The sequence below is a fragment of the Novosphingobium sp. PC22D genome, from assembly GCF_002556635.1.
Classification (GTDB): domain Bacteria; phylum Pseudomonadota; class Alphaproteobacteria; order Sphingomonadales; family Sphingomonadaceae; genus Novosphingobium.
In genome coordinates this window covers 80,319-92,823 of sequence record NZ_MWMO01000010.1, presented here as the reverse complement: position 1 = coordinate 92,823, position 12,505 = coordinate 80,319, and the positions used below count along the sequence as shown (strand labels likewise).

Here is a 12,505-nt window from a genome sequence, read left to right as displayed (position 1 = left end):
AGCCCCCGATGGCCGGTTTCATGCGCGGGCGAGTGACCTCGCCGTTGCCGCCCTCGTCCGGAGCGCGGAAGTCGCAAGCGTGCGCAGCGGTTCGTCGAAGAACCGCGCGACCAACCAGGCCAAGGCCAGCATCGAGCCGAGGAAGATCGCCGCCATCGGCACGCCGTCGAGCCCGATATGACGCCCGAGCGCGCGATAGGGCTCGATGAAGGGCCAGTGCACCGCGTAGAGCGCGTAGGACACGTCGCCGGCGAAGGCCGCGAGCGGCGCGAAGAGCCGACTCGGCTCGAAGCGCGTGCCCACGAACAACAGCAGGGGCGATATGAGCAGGATCACGAAAAGGTCGTACCAGCCGCGCGGTTCGAACCCGATGCCATAGAGCGCGAAGACGATCGCCCCCAGGCACAGCATGCCGACCGCGCCGCGGGGCCGATGGCTCCGCTGCGAAAGACCGCCGAGGACCAGGCCCAAGCCGAAGGAAAAGCCCGTGCGCAGAAGGCCGATGCCGGTCTCGCCCCAGATCGCGCCGACGTTCGCCGCGTCCCTCGCGAGCACGATCGGCGCAAGCCCGGCGCCGCAAGCGATGGCGATCGCCGCGATCAGCCATAACGGCAGCCGGAACAGCACGAGGATCAGCGCGATATTCGCCACGACCTCGAAGAACAGCGACCAGGCAGGGACATTCATCGGGAACAGCGGGATCGTGAACGGCGACGGCATGAACAGCGCGTTGAACGGCAGGCTCAGCGCGATCGTCTCGAGATCGAGCCCGGTGCGGCTGCCCGAAACGACGCGCCACACCTCGTAGCCGGCGCCGAGCAGCAGCCCCAGCGCGTAAAGCGGATAGAGCCGGATCAGGCGCCGCGCCAGGAACGCGCGAGTCCCCAGTCCCTCGCGCCAGCGCGGCTGGTAGCTGCGCCACAGCACGAAGCCCGAAAGCGCGAAGAAGAAGTCCACCGCCAGATAGCCATGTGGCATCAGCGAGATGTTGAAGTGGAACAAGGCCACGGCGAGCGCGGCGAGCCCGCGCATCCCGTCGAGCGTAACGTAACGCGTATCCGCGGCCGCGTGGCCGACCTGCCCCGCCGGTGGCCGAGGGCTGCTGCGCCTAGCTCGAAAGAGCGGCAACGCCGGGAAGTTCCTTGCCTTCCATCCATTCGAGGAAGGCCCCGCCCGCAGTCGAGATATAGCTGAAGTCGGCGGCGACCCCGGCATGGTTCAGCGCGGCGACGGTGTCCCCCCCACCCGCGACCGACGTCAGCGAGCCTTCGCTGGTGAGCGCGGCGGCGGTCTTGGCGAGCGCCACGGTCGCGGCGTCGAAGGGTTCGGTCTCGAACGCGCCCATCGGTCCGTTCCACACCAGCGTGCGGCAGGTCTTGAGCACGTCGGCCAAGGCCTCGACCGCGCTCGGCCCGACGTCGAGGATCATCTCGTCTGCCGCGACCTCGTGAACGTTGCAGGTACGCAAGGACGGCGGATTGGCGGCGAATTCCTTCGACACCACGACCTCGTATGGCAGATGGACGGTGCAGCCCGCCTTGTCGGCCGTCTCGAGAATCTCGCTCGCCGTTCCGGTCAGGTCGTGCTCGCAAAGCGACTTGCCGACGTCGACGCCCTTGGCCGCGAGGAAGGTATTGGCCATGCCGCCGCCGATGATGAGGTGATCGACTTGTCCGACGAGGTGCTTGAGCACATCGAGCTTGGACGAGACCTTCGCGCCGCCGACAACGGCCGCGACCGGCTTTTCCGGATTGCCCAGCGCGGCGTCGAGCGCTTCGAGCTCGGCCTGCATCGAGCGGCCCGCGTAGGCGGGCAGCAGGTGCGCGAGTCCCTCGGTCGTGGCATGGGCGCGGTGCGCCGCCGAGAAGGCGTCGTTGACGTAGAAGTCACCCACTTCCGCGATCGCCTTGGCGAACTCGGGGTCGTTCTTTTCCTCGCCTTTCCAGAAGCGGGTGTTCTCGAGAATGGCGACATCGCCGGGACGCAGGATGCCGACCGACTGTTCGACCACCGGACCCGAAACCTCGGGCACGAACATGATTTCCTTGCCCAGCGCCTTCTCGACCGCGCCGACGACGAGGCTGAGCGACATCGTCGAGACGCGCTCACCCTTGGGACGGCCGAAGTGCGCCAGCAGCAGCACCTTGGCGCCCTTGGCGGCGAGGTCGACAATGGTGGGCAGCGAGGCGCGGATGCGGGTTTCGTCGGTGACGAGCCCGTCCTTCATCGGCAGGTTGAGATCGACGCGCACCAGCGCGACTTTTCCGGTGACGTCTCCCAGATCGTCCAAAGTCTTGAAAGCGGTCATTCCTCAATCCTCACTTCGTCGCCTACCGAAATCTCGCCAGCCGTCAGCACGCGGCCGAGAACGCCACCCCGCCAGTCCGGCACCAGCGCCGTGCGCAGACCCTGGCGCAATTCGTCCATGCGATTGCACGGATCGCATTCCATGGTCACTTCAATGCGCAGCGACGGGCCGATCGCGATGATCGGGCCCGCCTCGCGCGGAAGCCGCAATCCCTGGACAAGCAGGTCGGCGCGGCGCGCCGACCACGGCAGCATCTCGTCGGCGTGGAGGCCGAGTTCGGCCAAGGCCGCAGCCCAGCTTTCGGCCTCGAGCAGCGAGACCTGCCGCCGCCCCTTCTTGCCGGGGACGATGGCGCCGCGAAAGTTGCCGTGAACGCCCTCGGCCTCGGTCACCGAGGCGTTGCGCAGTTCCTCGACGGGTCCACGCGGACGCGGACGACGGGCAATGCCTGCAAGCGTGCCCGTCACCACGACCGTAACTCCCTATCGCCTCAGAGAAACTTCGCCATCGCGCCCGCGGTGTCGAGCATGCGGTTGGAGAAGCCCCACTCATTGTCGTACCACGAAACGACGCGCACGAACTTGCCTTCCATGACCGCCGTTTCGAGGCTGTCGACGGTCGAACTCGCCGGATAGTGGTTGAAGTCCGAGGAGACCAGCGGCTGATCGGTGTAGTCTAGCACGCCCTTCATCGGGCCCTCGGCCGCGGCCTTGAGCGCGGCGTTGATCTCTTCCTTGGTCGTTTCCTTGTTGGGCACGAAGCAAAGGTCGACGAGGCTCACGTTCGGGGTCGGCACGCGCACCGACGAACCGTCGAGCTTGCCCTTGAGTTCGGGCAGGACCAGACCGACAGCGCGCGCGGCGCCGGTGGTGGTCGGGATCATGTTGGTCGCGCCGGCGCGGGCGCGGCGCAGATCCTTGTGGATCTGGTCGAGCATGCGCTGGTCGTTGGTGTACGAGTGGATCGTCGTCATGAAGCCGCGCTCGATGCCGACGGTGTCGTTCATCACCTTGGCGACCGGCGCGAGGCAGTTGGTGGTGCAGCTCGCGTTCGAGACGACCACGTGGTCCGCGGTCAGGCTGTCGTGGTTGACGCCGTAGACGATCGTCGCGTCGACGTTGTTGGCGGGCGCCGAGATCAGCACGCGCTTGGCCCCGGCATCGAGGTGCGGCAGCGAAGCTTCCTTCGACTGGAAGAAGCCGGTGCATTCGAGCACGATCTCGACGCCGAGTTCCTTGTGCGGGAGCTTGCCGGGATCACGCTCGGCGGTGACGACGATGTCGTTGCCGTCCACCGTCATCTTGCCCTCGCCCGGAACGATCGTGCCCGGGAATCGGCCATGCGTCGAATCGAACCCGAACAGCAGCGCGTTCGACTTCACGTCGGCGAGGTCGTTGATCGAAACGAGTTCGAGACCGCAGTCGGGCCGCTCCAGGATAGCGCGCGCGACGAGCCGTCCAATACGTCCGAAACCGTTGATCGCAACCTTGGTCGCCATATCAGAAATCTCCTGTTAGCTGCTGATTTTGCTCATGATCTGCGGAACAATGGCATCGGCGGTGAAACCGAACTTGTTGAACAGGTCCTTGGCCGGAGCCGAGGCGCCGAAGCGATCGAGTCCGATGTTGAGACCGTTTGCCATCGTGTAGCGTTCCCAGCCCATTGTCACCCCCGCCTCGATCGAGACGCGCAAGATCCGAGAAGGGTCAACGCTGGGCAGGATGTCTTCCTTGTAGGCGTCGGGCTGAGCGTCGAACAGCTCCATGCAGGGCATGGAGACGACGTCCGCGCCGATCCCCTGCGCCTCGAGCTGGCTGGCGACGTCCAGCGCGAGCGCGACCTCGGAGCCGGTGGCGATGAGGATCACCCGGCGCTCGGCCTCGGCGGCGCGAAGGCGATAGGCGCCGCGCGCGCTCAGCATCTCGCCCGACTTGCGCACCTGCGGCAGGTTCTGGCGCGAGAGCGCGAGCACCGAGGGCGTCTCGGGCGACTGCAGCGCGAGGTTCCAGCACTCGGCCGTCTCGATGACGTCGCAGGGGCGGAAGACGTTGAGATTGGGGATCAGCCGCAGCGACATGACCTGCTCGACCGGCTGGTGCGTCGGGCCGTCCTCGCCCAGGCCGATCGAATCGTGCGTGAACACGTAGATCGCGCGGACCTGCTGAAGCGCCGAAAGACGCACCGCGTTGCGGCAGTAGTCCGAGAAGATCAGGAAGGTGCCGCCGTAGGGAATGACGCCCCCGTGGAGCGCCATGCCGTTCATCGCCGCGGCCATGCCGAACTCGCGGATACCGTAATAGATGTAGCGGCCCGAGCCGTCCTGCGCTGTGAGCGGCGCCTGACCCTTGGCCTGGGTGTTGTTCGAGCCGGTAAGGTCGGCCGAACCGCCGATCAGCTCGGGCATGAGCGGAACGAGCACGTTGAGCGTGTTCTCGGAGGCCTTGCGGGTAGCGACGTTGGCATCGCCCTCGAGCCAGGCGGAGAAGGTCTTGGCAGCCGCTTCCCCCGAAGGCAGGTCGCCCGCCATGCGGCGCTTGAACTCGGCGCACTGGCCATCGGCCGAGCAGCGCATTTCCCACTCGGCGCGCGTCGCCGCGCCCTTTTCGGCGAGCGAGCGCCAGTCGGCGAGGATCGCTTCGGGAATATCGAAGGGTTCGGCGGTCCAGCCCAGTTCGGCGCGGGCGGCGGCGATCTCGTCGGCGCCGAGCGGCGAGCCGTGGACCGAGTGGCTGCCCTGCTTGTTGGGCGCGCCCTTGCCGATCACCGTGCGGCAGGCGACCAGCGTCGGCTTGTCGGATGCGGCGGCTTCGGCGAGCGCGCGGTCGATATCGGCGAAGTCATGTCCGTCGCAGGAAATCGTATGCCAGCCCGCGGCGCGATAGCGTGCGGGAATGTCCTCGCAGGTCGAAAGCGAGGTGTCGCCGTCGATGGTGATGCGGTTGTCGTCCCACAGCACCTTGAGCTTGGCCAGTCCGAGATTGCCGGCAAGGCCGATCGCCTCGTGATTGATGCCTTCCATCAGGCAGCCGTCGCCGGCAACGACCCAGGTGTTGTGGTCGACCATGTCGCTGCCGAACGTGGCCGCGAGGTGCTTTTCGGCGATCGCCATGCCGACCGCCATGGCGAGTCCCTGGCCGAGCGGGCCGGTGGTGCACTCGACGCCCGGGATCAGGAAGTTCTCGGGGTGACCCGCGCACACGCTTCCGAGCTGGCGGAAATTGCGGATGTCCTCGATCGTCGGGCTTTCGTAGCCGGTGAGGTACAGCAGCGAGTAGATCAGCATCGAACCGTGACCGGCGGACAGCACGAAACGGTCGCGATCCGCCCAGGCGGGATCGGCGGGGTCGAACTTGAGGTGGTTCGCGTAGAGCACCGTGGCGACGTCGGCCATGCCCATCGGCATGCCGGGATGGCCGCTGTTCGCCGCCTGGACCGCATCCATCGACAAGGCCCGAATGGCGTTCGCCATTGGCGCAAGGCGAGTGGGATCGAGGGTCATCAGAAAGCTCCGAAAGCAGGGTGGTCGGTCGAGTCGAATTCGCGGCTTCCTCTAGGGGAAGGCGTCGCCGCGTCAAGTTTAGCGGGTCGATACGCTGGCGCCGCTTGCGCGGCCCACTCTATGTCGAATGGCAGCTTCTCTATCCAATCACTTGCATTTTCATGATTTTGGGATAGCAATGCGGCATGGTCGGGGGGTCAATGGAACATTCGCTGAGCCGTATCGAGGCTGCGATCGAAAGGATCGAGGCGGTCGCGTCGCGCGTGCTCGCGGCCGATGCTGCGGGCCCCGATGCGGACCTCGCGCAGCGCCACGAAGCGCTCAAACAAAGCGTCGCGCGCACGATCGCGGATATCGACGCGATCATCGCGGACCCGCCGGCATGAGCAACGTGAGCCTCTCGATCGGCGGTCGCGACTATACCGTCGCTTGCGCCGACGGCGAAGAAGACCATATCCGCGGCCTGGGCAGGCTCGTCGACGCCAAGCTCGTCGAGGCCAGGAACGCCCCGAACCAGAGCGAATCGCGCACGCTGCTGTTCGCCGCGCTGCTCGTCGCCGACGAGTTGCACGAGTGCCGCGCGAACGCTGGGGCGGCTTCGGACGCCGAGGCAATCGACCCGGCGCTCGCCGATCGCATGGCCCGGATGGCCGATCGGCTCGAAAATCTCGCGACCCTGCTTGAGGGCACGGCTCCCGCATCCTAGATGGGGAGCGACGGGATCTGCCCGGCACGAGCCGTTCGAACATCCCTGAGGCTATAAGCAATCCAAGGGGGCTGTCCCTGCCCGGGCCCTGGTCCGGATCATATGGCCCCCACCTGACGTGAAGGCGTCAGAGGATTTCTAGGAAACCGACCCATGGTGGACCCGTCACCCCCCTCCCCCGCCGCCGACAAGGCGAAGCTGCGCAAGGCGACGCGGATCGCCCGGCGCGAGCATGTCGAGAGCCTGCCGGCCTCGCTGCGCGCGCTGATGTTCTCGCGCCCGCCGCGCCCCCTCGTGGATCGCATTCCCGAAGGCGCGACGATCGGGCTCTACTACGCCACCGCCAGCGAGGCGCCGACGCTCGCCTATGCCCGGTGGCTGTTCGAGAACGGCCACCGCCTCGCCCTGCCCTGGTTCGCCGAGCGCGGCGCGGCGATGGCGTTTCGCGAGTGGGACAATCCGTTCGTCGACGATCTGCTCGAGCCCGGCCCCTACGGCGCGCTGCAACCCGCCGCCGATGCGCCGGCGCTGGAGCCCGAGGTCCTGTTCGTGCCCCTGCTCGGCTTCACCGAGACCTGCGCGCGACTCGGCCAGGGAGGCGGCCACTACGACCGCTGGCTCGCCGCGCATCCGGACGCGCGGACATACGGACTGGCGTGGGACTGCCAGCGACTCGAATCGCTGCCGGTCGAGCGGCACGACCGCGCGCTGGACGCGGTCGTCACCCCGACGCGATTCTTCGAAGGAGAGCAAAGCTGATGCGCGAGAGTCCGACCTGGCGAATCCCGATCGGCATCATCGGCCTGTGCATCGCGCTCGGCGCCTATGCGCTCGCGGTGGCTCGCTGGGTCGGGCCGCTGGTGACGGACCTGCACGCGCTGGTGCAACTGCCGATCTACATCCTGCTCGGTGTCGTCTGGCTCTTGCCGCTGCGGCGGTTCCTGATCTGGATGGAAACCGGCCGCTGGGGCTGAACCGGCTTTGCCATGCCCGGCAAAGCCACTGTTTCTGAAGAGAAAAATCCCCAAGTGGCGCGAGTGACGGGGCTCGAACCCGCGACCTCCGGCGTGACAGGCCGGCACTCTAACCATCTGAGCTACACCCGCGTAATGAGCGTGCGCCGCTTGGGGAGCCGCGCCACTAGGGCAGGCCGAAGCGGCTGTCAACTGCCTTGCCACCGATCCGTAATCTTTCCCTCGCCCGCACCGCCGCCCGCAGGCCGGGCGCCTTTCGTTAACCATATTTTCGAAGGTTCGCGGGCACGGTCCGCCGGGTCCGCAAGAAGCAACAGGGGAAGTCTCGAGGTGAATCGCGTCCGCATTGCAATGCGCTGCCTGCCGATCGTCGCCGCGCTGGCCGTGCCCGCCCTCGCCTCGGCGTCGCCGGCCATCGCCACTCGTTCCGACGTGTTCCGCGAAAGCGTGCGGCCCGCCGGCCAGCGCCGGCTCGAGGCGGCGCAGACCTTCGCGCGCGGCGATCGCGTGGTGACGATCGTGCGCTGGTACCGGCTCGGCGGCAAGGGCGGCTTCACCATCGTCAATCCGCTGCCCAGCGGCACTGCGTACCAGGACAGCGCCCGCGAGGCGCAGGAAGTCTCGGTCGACGGGGGCCGCACCTGGGGCCAGCTCGACAGGCTGCGGATCGACGGCCGCGACGCGACCGCCGAAGACGTGACCCACGTGCGCTGGCGGATTCCCGCCAGCATCGCCGAGCGCGGTTCGGGCCGCATCGCCTACAGCGCCGTCGTGCGCTGAACCGAGCCCTGCCCGCCTAGCATTTCTCGTATTTCCAGTTGCGCTTCTTGCCCTCGGCGATCCACGCGACCGCCTGGGCGATCCGCTTGCCCCGCGTCGCGGCGGTCTTCGCCTCGGTGATCCATTCGAGGTATTCGCGCCGCGCGCCCGGCGGAAAGCCGTCGAACACCGCTCGCGCCGCCGGAGCCCCGTCGAGCGCGGCCGCGAACTCCTCCGGCATGGCGATCTCGGGCTTCGGCTCGCGCGGGCCGCGCCGAGGCACGGCGCTGCCCGATGTCTCGATCCGCACCCGCGCTTCCTGGAGGCGGGCGACAAGCACCGCGTCGGGCGGAAGATCCATCAGCGAGGTCACCTTGCCGATCTGCCCCATGCCCTCGAACGAAGCGTGACGGCCCTCGCCATGGATCGTGAGCGCGCAATGCGCCTTGAATGCCGCCATCCCCGCGACGTTCTTCCCCGCGACCATGAAGTGCGGCATGCCCCACTTGATCGTCTCCGCGCCCCCGGGAAGCGCGCGATGGGCAAGATCGCGCAAGTGTTCGAGGACGGGCCGCGCGAAGGGTGCGGCCTCGGCGATGTAGGCGTCGATTCGCGGATCCGCGCGCATTTCGAACTCCCGCTCGCGGGAAACCGGGACGCGTCGCGAAGGTGACGCATTTGACGGTTCCCAATGAAAAACCCCGCGCCGTGTCCGCGTGCCTGGAGACGATTGCCGCGCGACACTCGAAATGACGGGGTTCATCCCGCCATCATGCGCCGCTTTTGCGCGGTAGGACAGGGGCGGCGGCATCGGCTAGCCCGAGGTGTCGAACTCCACGCCGAAGCTCCTGCCCTCGACCCAGCGCACGAGACCCCACAGCTCGCGCCCGTCGGGCAGGTGAATCGCGACCGGATCGCCGGCTTCGGGCGCCGGGCCGTTCGCAGTGGCGCTGAGCCCGCGCTTCGAGACGTCGCGCACAAGCACCTCCATCGGCTCGCCACGCGCGTCGCGCAGCGCGACCCGCGCCAGTTGCGCGCGGCGCTTCTCGCGGAAGACCGGGGTCGGAATGAAACGGGATGCGTCCACCATCTGGACGGGAAACGGCAGAAAGCCGATAGAATTAAGGGCTACTACCCTGGATCCAAGGCAAGCGAGGCACCATGCAGCGGGAACCGATCCTGGTCGTCACCACCGGCGGCACGATCGACAAGGAATATTTCGACGCGCTCAGCGAATACCAGGTCGGCGAATCGCAGATCATGCGGCTGCTGCGGCTCGCCCGCGTCACGCATCCGGTCCGCGTGGTCGAACTGATGCGCAAGGACAGCCTCGAACTGACCGACGCCGACCGCGCGCTGATCGCCGCGACCGTGCGCGAGGCCGAGGAAACACACGTCGTGATCACGCACGGAACCGACACCATGGCCGAGACCGCGAAAGCCATCGGCGCCGGGACCGGCAAGACGGTGGTGCTGGTCGGCGCGCTCGCCCCCGCCCGCTTCGCCGAGAGCGACGCCGCCTTCAACCTCGGCATGGCCTTCGCCTGCACCCAGTCCGCCGCGCCGGGCGTGTGGATCACGATGAACGGCTCGGTGTTCGACGGCCTTCGCGTGCGCAAGGACCGCCAGGCGGGCCGCTTCGTCGAGGTCTGAAGGCTACTCCAGCGCGAGCAGGGCGAAGGTCGCCAGCCAGTGTTCGCCGGCGTAGTCGCCCGCGACATGGGGCAGGCTCGCCGCGATGTGCGCGAGCGCGGCCTGTTCGGCGATCGGCGTGACGGCATGGCCGGGGCCGAGCGCGCGGGCGATCTCGCGCCAGCACCAGCCGCGGCTGAGGTTGAGGCCGTCGAGATGCGCGATCTTGCCGTCGCTGCGGTCGCTCACCACGGCGGGCGTGAACAGGCTCGCGGGCTCGCCGCGTTCGAGGCGCGGGAGGAACTGGCCGAGCCATTGCGCGAAGTCCGATCCCGGCAGCAGGCGGCTCATCAGCAGCGCTTCGGTGAGCGCGGAGGAGAGGAATTCGTCGCCGCCCGGCTCCCAGGCCTGGCAATCGCGGTCGGCGGCGAACCAGCCGAGCGCCTTTTCGTGGATCAGCGAGACCAGCGCGGTGTCGCGGGTTTCGGCCCAGTCATGCGCCAGCGTGAGCGCGAAGGCGATGTTGAAGTGCGTGCCGACACGCAGCGGATAGGTCAGCTTGGGCAGGAAGGCCTGGAAGCGCGCGGCGAAGGCGCGCGCCAGCGGCTCCAGCGCGCCCGCCCATGGCGCGTCGTGGCGCGCGGCCTCGGCGTGGAGAGCCAGCAGCCAGGCCCAGCCGTAAGGCCGCTCGAACCCGCCACTCAGCGGCCGCGCGAGATAGGCCAGTTCGCCCGCGACCTTCTCGGGCACGAGCATGCCGTCGGCGCGCGCGCGGATCGCCGGGGCCTCGGGCATATCGGGATAGAGCCGCAGCAGCCGCAGCACCTGCCAATAGCCGTGCACGCACGAGTGCCAGTCGAAGCTGCCGTGGAAGATCGGGTGATGGTTCGCAGGCTCCCTCACGTCCTCGGGCGCGGTGTAGACGATGTCCATCTTGAACGGATAGCGCTTGCCGAGGTGCGACAGCGTGAGAGCAGCGAAGCGGCTCGCGATGTCCTGCGTCAGCCGCATCAGAACGCCAGCCACCAGATCAGCAGGATATTGACCGCGAGCAGCGGGATCGCGGTGCCGACCTGACGGCGGATCACGCCGTATTCGTCCTTCAGTTCGAGCAGCGCGGCGGGCACGAGATTGAAGTTCGCCGCCATCGGCGTCATCAGCGTGCCGCAGAAGCCCGCGAGCATGCCGATCGCGCAGACGATCGCGGGCTCGCCCCCGTAGCGCTCGATCAGCAGCGGAATCCCGATCGCGGCGGTCATCACCGGGAACGCGGCGAAGGCGTTGCCCATGACCATGGTGAACAGCGCCATGCCCAGCGCATAGGCGACCACGGCGCCGAACAGGCTGCCCTCGGGGATCGCCAGCCGCACGATATCGCCGACCACCTCGCCCACGCCCGCCAGCGCGAAGACCGCGCCCAGGCTCGCCAGCATCTGCGGCAGGATCGCGGCCCAGCCGACCGAATCCATCAGCCGCCGCCCCTGCTCAAGCGGCACCAGCGCCCCCGCGCGCAGCCAGGCATAGCCCGCGCCGAGCGCGATCAGCACGCCGAGGCCGAGCGAGATCAGCGTCGTCTGCCGGGGATCGACCCATTCGGGGATCTGCTTGAACACGAAGGTCCCCACGAGCGCGGTGATCGGGATGATCAGCGCCACGGTGAACAGGCCGTTGCCGAACGTCTCCGAGCGCTCGCGCCGCGCCTCGGCGGGCACTTCGCCGCTGGTGCCCTTGCCCAGCAGGCCGAACCCCGCGATCGCGACGAGGCACAGCACCAGCACGCCGTTGCCGAAATCGCCGAGGCTGTCGCCCGCCCACATGCTCAGCGCGAGCAGGCCCCAGAAGGCCGAGGTGCCCCAGCGCCTCGGGTTGCTCGCATCCCTGAGGCCGAGCAGCGCGAACGCGGCGAAGACCGCGCCGGCCAGCGTGTAGACCCACTGGATCGTGATCATGCGCCGTCCTCCGCGAGGCCCAGGCGGTTCAGCCGCCGGTCGAGTCGCCACAGGCGGAAGCCGTGGATCAGCGCGGCGGCGATCGCGGTGGGAATCGCCCACACTGAGAGGTGGAGCGGCTCGATGTCGTAGCCGTACTGTTCGAGCAGGCCCTTGATGAGGAGGATCGAACCGATGGCGAGGAAGATGTCCTCGCCGAAGAACACGCCGACGTTGTCGGTCGCGGCGGACCAGGCCTTCACTTCCTCGCGCTCGTCCTCGCCGAGGACTTCGGCCTGGCGGTCGCCCGCCGCCTCGGCCATCGGCGCGACGAGCGGGCGCACCGTCTGCGCGTGGCCGGCGATCGAGATCAGCCCGACCGCGGCGGTCGCCTGGCGCAACAGCATGTAGCCGGTGAGCAGCCGCCCGACGGTGGCGCCGCGCATCCGCTCGATCAGCGCGCGCGCCCGCTCCTGCAGCCCGAAGGCCTCGAGCATGCCGACCACGGGCAGCACCAGCCAGACCACGCTGACATAGCGTGCCTCGTTGAACGCCCGGCCGAAGGCGGCGATGATCGCGACCGGATCGAGACCGGCGGCAATGCCGGTGACGAGCGCGGAAACGAGGATGACCAGCAGCGGATTGAAGCGCAGCACGAAGCCCGCGACGATCACCGCGATGCCCAGAAGAACCCACATC

General features: G+C 68.1%; 16 protein-coding genes and 1 tRNA gene. 6 read left to right on the top strand and 11 right to left on the bottom strand.

What is annotated here, in order from left to right; translation table 11 throughout:
• Window positions 1-18 precede the first annotated feature (18 nt).
• Genes B2G71_RS15225 through tkt form a run of 5 tightly spaced genes read right to left on the bottom strand, consistent with a single transcriptional unit; the run spans window position 19 to window position 5,807 of the window.
• Window positions 19-1,128, bottom strand: a complete 1,110-nt coding sequence (locus B2G71_RS15225) for an acyltransferase (protein WP_168176374.1) — start codon at window positions 1,126-1,128, stop codon at window positions 19-21.
• A complete protein-coding gene (locus tag B2G71_RS15220) occupies window positions 1,109-2,308 on the bottom strand; it encodes a phosphoglycerate kinase (protein ID WP_098107288.1) in 1,200 nt (399 codons plus the stop codon). Before B2G71_RS15220 ends, B2G71_RS15225 begins: the two co-directional genes overlap by 20 nt.
• Window positions 2,305-2,775, bottom strand: coding sequence for an MOSC domain-containing protein (locus B2G71_RS15215; protein WP_098107398.1), 471 nt, complete (start codon window positions 2,773-2,775; stop codon window positions 2,305-2,307). The genes B2G71_RS15220 and B2G71_RS15215 overlap by 4 nt, the downstream gene beginning before the upstream one ends.
• 23 nt (window positions 2,776-2,798) lie before the next feature.
• The gene (gene gap / locus B2G71_RS15210) at window positions 2,799-3,806 is read right to left on the bottom strand and encodes a type I glyceraldehyde-3-phosphate dehydrogenase (RefSeq protein WP_098107286.1); all 1,008 of its coding nucleotides are present in this window, start codon (window positions 3,804-3,806) and stop codon (window positions 2,799-2,801) included.
• A 15-nt stretch (window positions 3,807-3,821) separates the two neighbouring features.
• Window positions 3,822-5,807 carry a transketolase gene (gene tkt / locus B2G71_RS15205; RefSeq protein WP_098107284.1) on the bottom strand — a complete coding sequence of 662 codons (1,986 nt, stop codon included), beginning with the start codon at window positions 5,805-5,807 and terminating at the stop codon, window positions 3,822-3,824.
• Window positions 5,808-6,007: 200 nt separating this feature from the next.
• Between tkt and B2G71_RS15200 the strand changes: the two genes are divergently transcribed.
• The 4 genes from B2G71_RS15200 to B2G71_RS15185 all read left to right on the top strand — a co-directional run bounded on the left by B2G71_RS15200 (window position 6,008) and on the right by B2G71_RS15185 (window position 7,487).
• Window positions 6,008-6,193: a hypothetical protein gene (locus B2G71_RS15200; RefSeq protein WP_098107283.1), complete on the top strand. Its 186-nt coding sequence runs from the start codon at window positions 6,008-6,010 to the stop codon at window positions 6,191-6,193.
• Window positions 6,190-6,513 carry a cell division protein ZapA gene (locus B2G71_RS15195; RefSeq protein ID WP_098107281.1) on the top strand — a complete coding sequence of 108 codons (324 nt, stop codon included), beginning with the start codon at window positions 6,190-6,192 and terminating at the stop codon, window positions 6,511-6,513. Before B2G71_RS15200 ends, B2G71_RS15195 begins: the two co-directional genes overlap by 4 nt.
• 153 nt (window positions 6,514-6,666) lie before the next feature.
• A complete protein-coding gene (locus B2G71_RS15190; RefSeq protein WP_098107279.1) occupies window positions 6,667-7,272 on the top strand; it encodes a 5-formyltetrahydrofolate cyclo-ligase in 606 nt (201 codons plus the stop codon).
• On the top strand, window positions 7,272-7,487 hold the full coding sequence (locus B2G71_RS15185; protein ID WP_098107277.1) for a DUF2842 domain-containing protein: 216 nt from the start codon (window positions 7,272-7,274) through the stop codon (window positions 7,485-7,487). Before B2G71_RS15190 ends, B2G71_RS15185 begins: the two co-directional genes overlap by 1 nt.
• Window positions 7,488-7,542: 55 nt before the next feature.
• Here the strand turns inward: B2G71_RS15185 and B2G71_RS15180 are convergent.
• Window positions 7,543-7,619: transfer RNA gene (locus tag B2G71_RS15180), tRNA-Asp, on the bottom strand.
• A gap of 198 nt (window positions 7,620-7,817) precedes the next feature.
• Between B2G71_RS15180 and B2G71_RS15175 the strand changes: the two genes are divergently transcribed.
• Entirely contained in the window at window positions 7,818-8,267 is a 450-nt protein-coding gene (locus B2G71_RS15175; protein ID WP_141521585.1) for a hypothetical protein, read from the top strand.
• A gap of 16 nt (window positions 8,268-8,283) precedes the next feature.
• Here the strand turns inward: B2G71_RS15175 and B2G71_RS15170 are convergent, their stop codons facing one another.
• Window positions 8,284-8,874, bottom strand: coding sequence for a YdeI/OmpD-associated family protein (locus B2G71_RS15170; protein ID WP_098107273.1), 591 nt, complete (start codon window positions 8,872-8,874; stop codon window positions 8,284-8,286).
• 186 nt (window positions 8,875-9,060) lie between these two features.
• Complete coding sequence (locus tag B2G71_RS15165; RefSeq protein WP_240530172.1) at window positions 9,061-9,336, bottom strand: PilZ domain-containing protein; 276 nt, start codon at window positions 9,334-9,336, stop codon at window positions 9,061-9,063.
• A gap of 71 nt (window positions 9,337-9,407) precedes the next feature.
• Here B2G71_RS15165 and B2G71_RS15160 point away from each other — a divergent pair, with 71 nt between their 5' ends.
• A complete protein-coding gene (locus B2G71_RS15160) occupies window positions 9,408-9,899 on the top strand; it encodes an asparaginase domain-containing protein (RefSeq protein WP_098107271.1) in 492 nt (163 codons plus the stop codon).
• Window positions 9,900-9,902: 3 nt separating this feature from the next.
• Here the strand turns inward: B2G71_RS15160 and B2G71_RS15155 are convergent, their stop codons facing one another.
• From B2G71_RS15155 to B2G71_RS15145, 3 genes are read right to left on the bottom strand one after another with little or no spacing between them, the layout of a single operon-like run.
• Window positions 9,903-10,892, bottom strand: a complete 990-nt coding sequence (locus tag B2G71_RS15155) for a DUF2891 domain-containing protein (RefSeq protein WP_098107395.1) — start codon at window positions 10,890-10,892, stop codon at window positions 9,903-9,905.
• A complete protein-coding gene (locus tag B2G71_RS15150; RefSeq protein ID WP_098107270.1) occupies window positions 10,889-11,827 on the bottom strand; it encodes a DUF979 domain-containing protein in 939 nt (312 codons plus the stop codon). Before B2G71_RS15150 ends, B2G71_RS15155 begins: the two co-directional genes overlap by 4 nt.
• Window positions 11,824-12,504 carry a DUF969 domain-containing protein gene (locus B2G71_RS15145; protein WP_098107268.1) on the bottom strand — a complete coding sequence of 227 codons (681 nt, stop codon included), beginning with the start codon at window positions 12,502-12,504 and terminating at the stop codon, window positions 11,824-11,826. The genes B2G71_RS15150 and B2G71_RS15145 overlap by 4 nt, the downstream gene beginning before the upstream one ends.
• Window position 12,505 lies beyond the last annotated feature (1 nt).

What these genes read in the sequence shown, in the direction of transcription:
- B2G71_RS15185 (WP_098107277.1), top strand. Translation starts at nt 7,272, where the DNA reads ATGCGCGAGAGTCCGACCTGGCGAATCCCGATCGGCATCATCGGCCTG.
- gap (WP_098107286.1), bottom strand. Translation starts at nt 3,806, where the DNA reads ATGGCGACCAAGGTTGCGATCAACGGTTTCGGACGTATTGGACGGCTC.
- B2G71_RS15200 (WP_098107283.1), top strand. Translation starts at nt 6,008, where the DNA reads ATGGAACATTCGCTGAGCCGTATCGAGGCTGCGATCGAAAGGATCGAG.
- B2G71_RS15195 (WP_098107281.1), top strand. Translation starts at nt 6,190, where the DNA reads ATGAGCAACGTGAGCCTCTCGATCGGCGGTCGCGACTATACCGTCGCT.
- B2G71_RS15150 (WP_098107270.1), bottom strand. Translation starts at nt 11,827, where the DNA reads ATGATCACGATCCAGTGGGTCTACACGCTGGCCGGCGCGGTCTTCGCC.
- B2G71_RS15145 (WP_098107268.1), bottom strand. Translation starts at nt 12,504, where the DNA reads ATGTGGGTTCTTCTGGGCATCGCGGTGATCGTCGCGGGCTTCGTGCTG.
- B2G71_RS15160 (WP_098107271.1), top strand. Translation starts at nt 9,408, where the DNA reads ATGCAGCGGGAACCGATCCTGGTCGTCACCACCGGCGGCACGATCGAC.
- B2G71_RS15190 (WP_098107279.1), top strand. Translation starts at nt 6,667, where the DNA reads ATGGTGGACCCGTCACCCCCCTCCCCCGCCGCCGACAAGGCGAAGCTG.
- tkt (WP_098107284.1), bottom strand. Translation starts at nt 5,807, where the DNA reads ATGACCCTCGATCCCACTCGCCTTGCGCCAATGGCGAACGCCATTCGG.
- B2G71_RS15165 (WP_240530172.1), bottom strand. Translation starts at nt 9,336, where the DNA reads ATGGTGGACGCATCCCGTTTCATTCCGACCCCGGTCTTCCGCGAGAAG.
- B2G71_RS15170 (WP_098107273.1), bottom strand. Translation starts at nt 8,874, where the DNA reads ATGCGCGCGGATCCGCGAATCGACGCCTACATCGCCGAGGCCGCACCC.
- B2G71_RS15220 (WP_098107288.1), bottom strand. Translation starts at nt 2,308, where the DNA reads ATGACCGCTTTCAAGACTTTGGACGATCTGGGAGACGTCACCGGAAAA.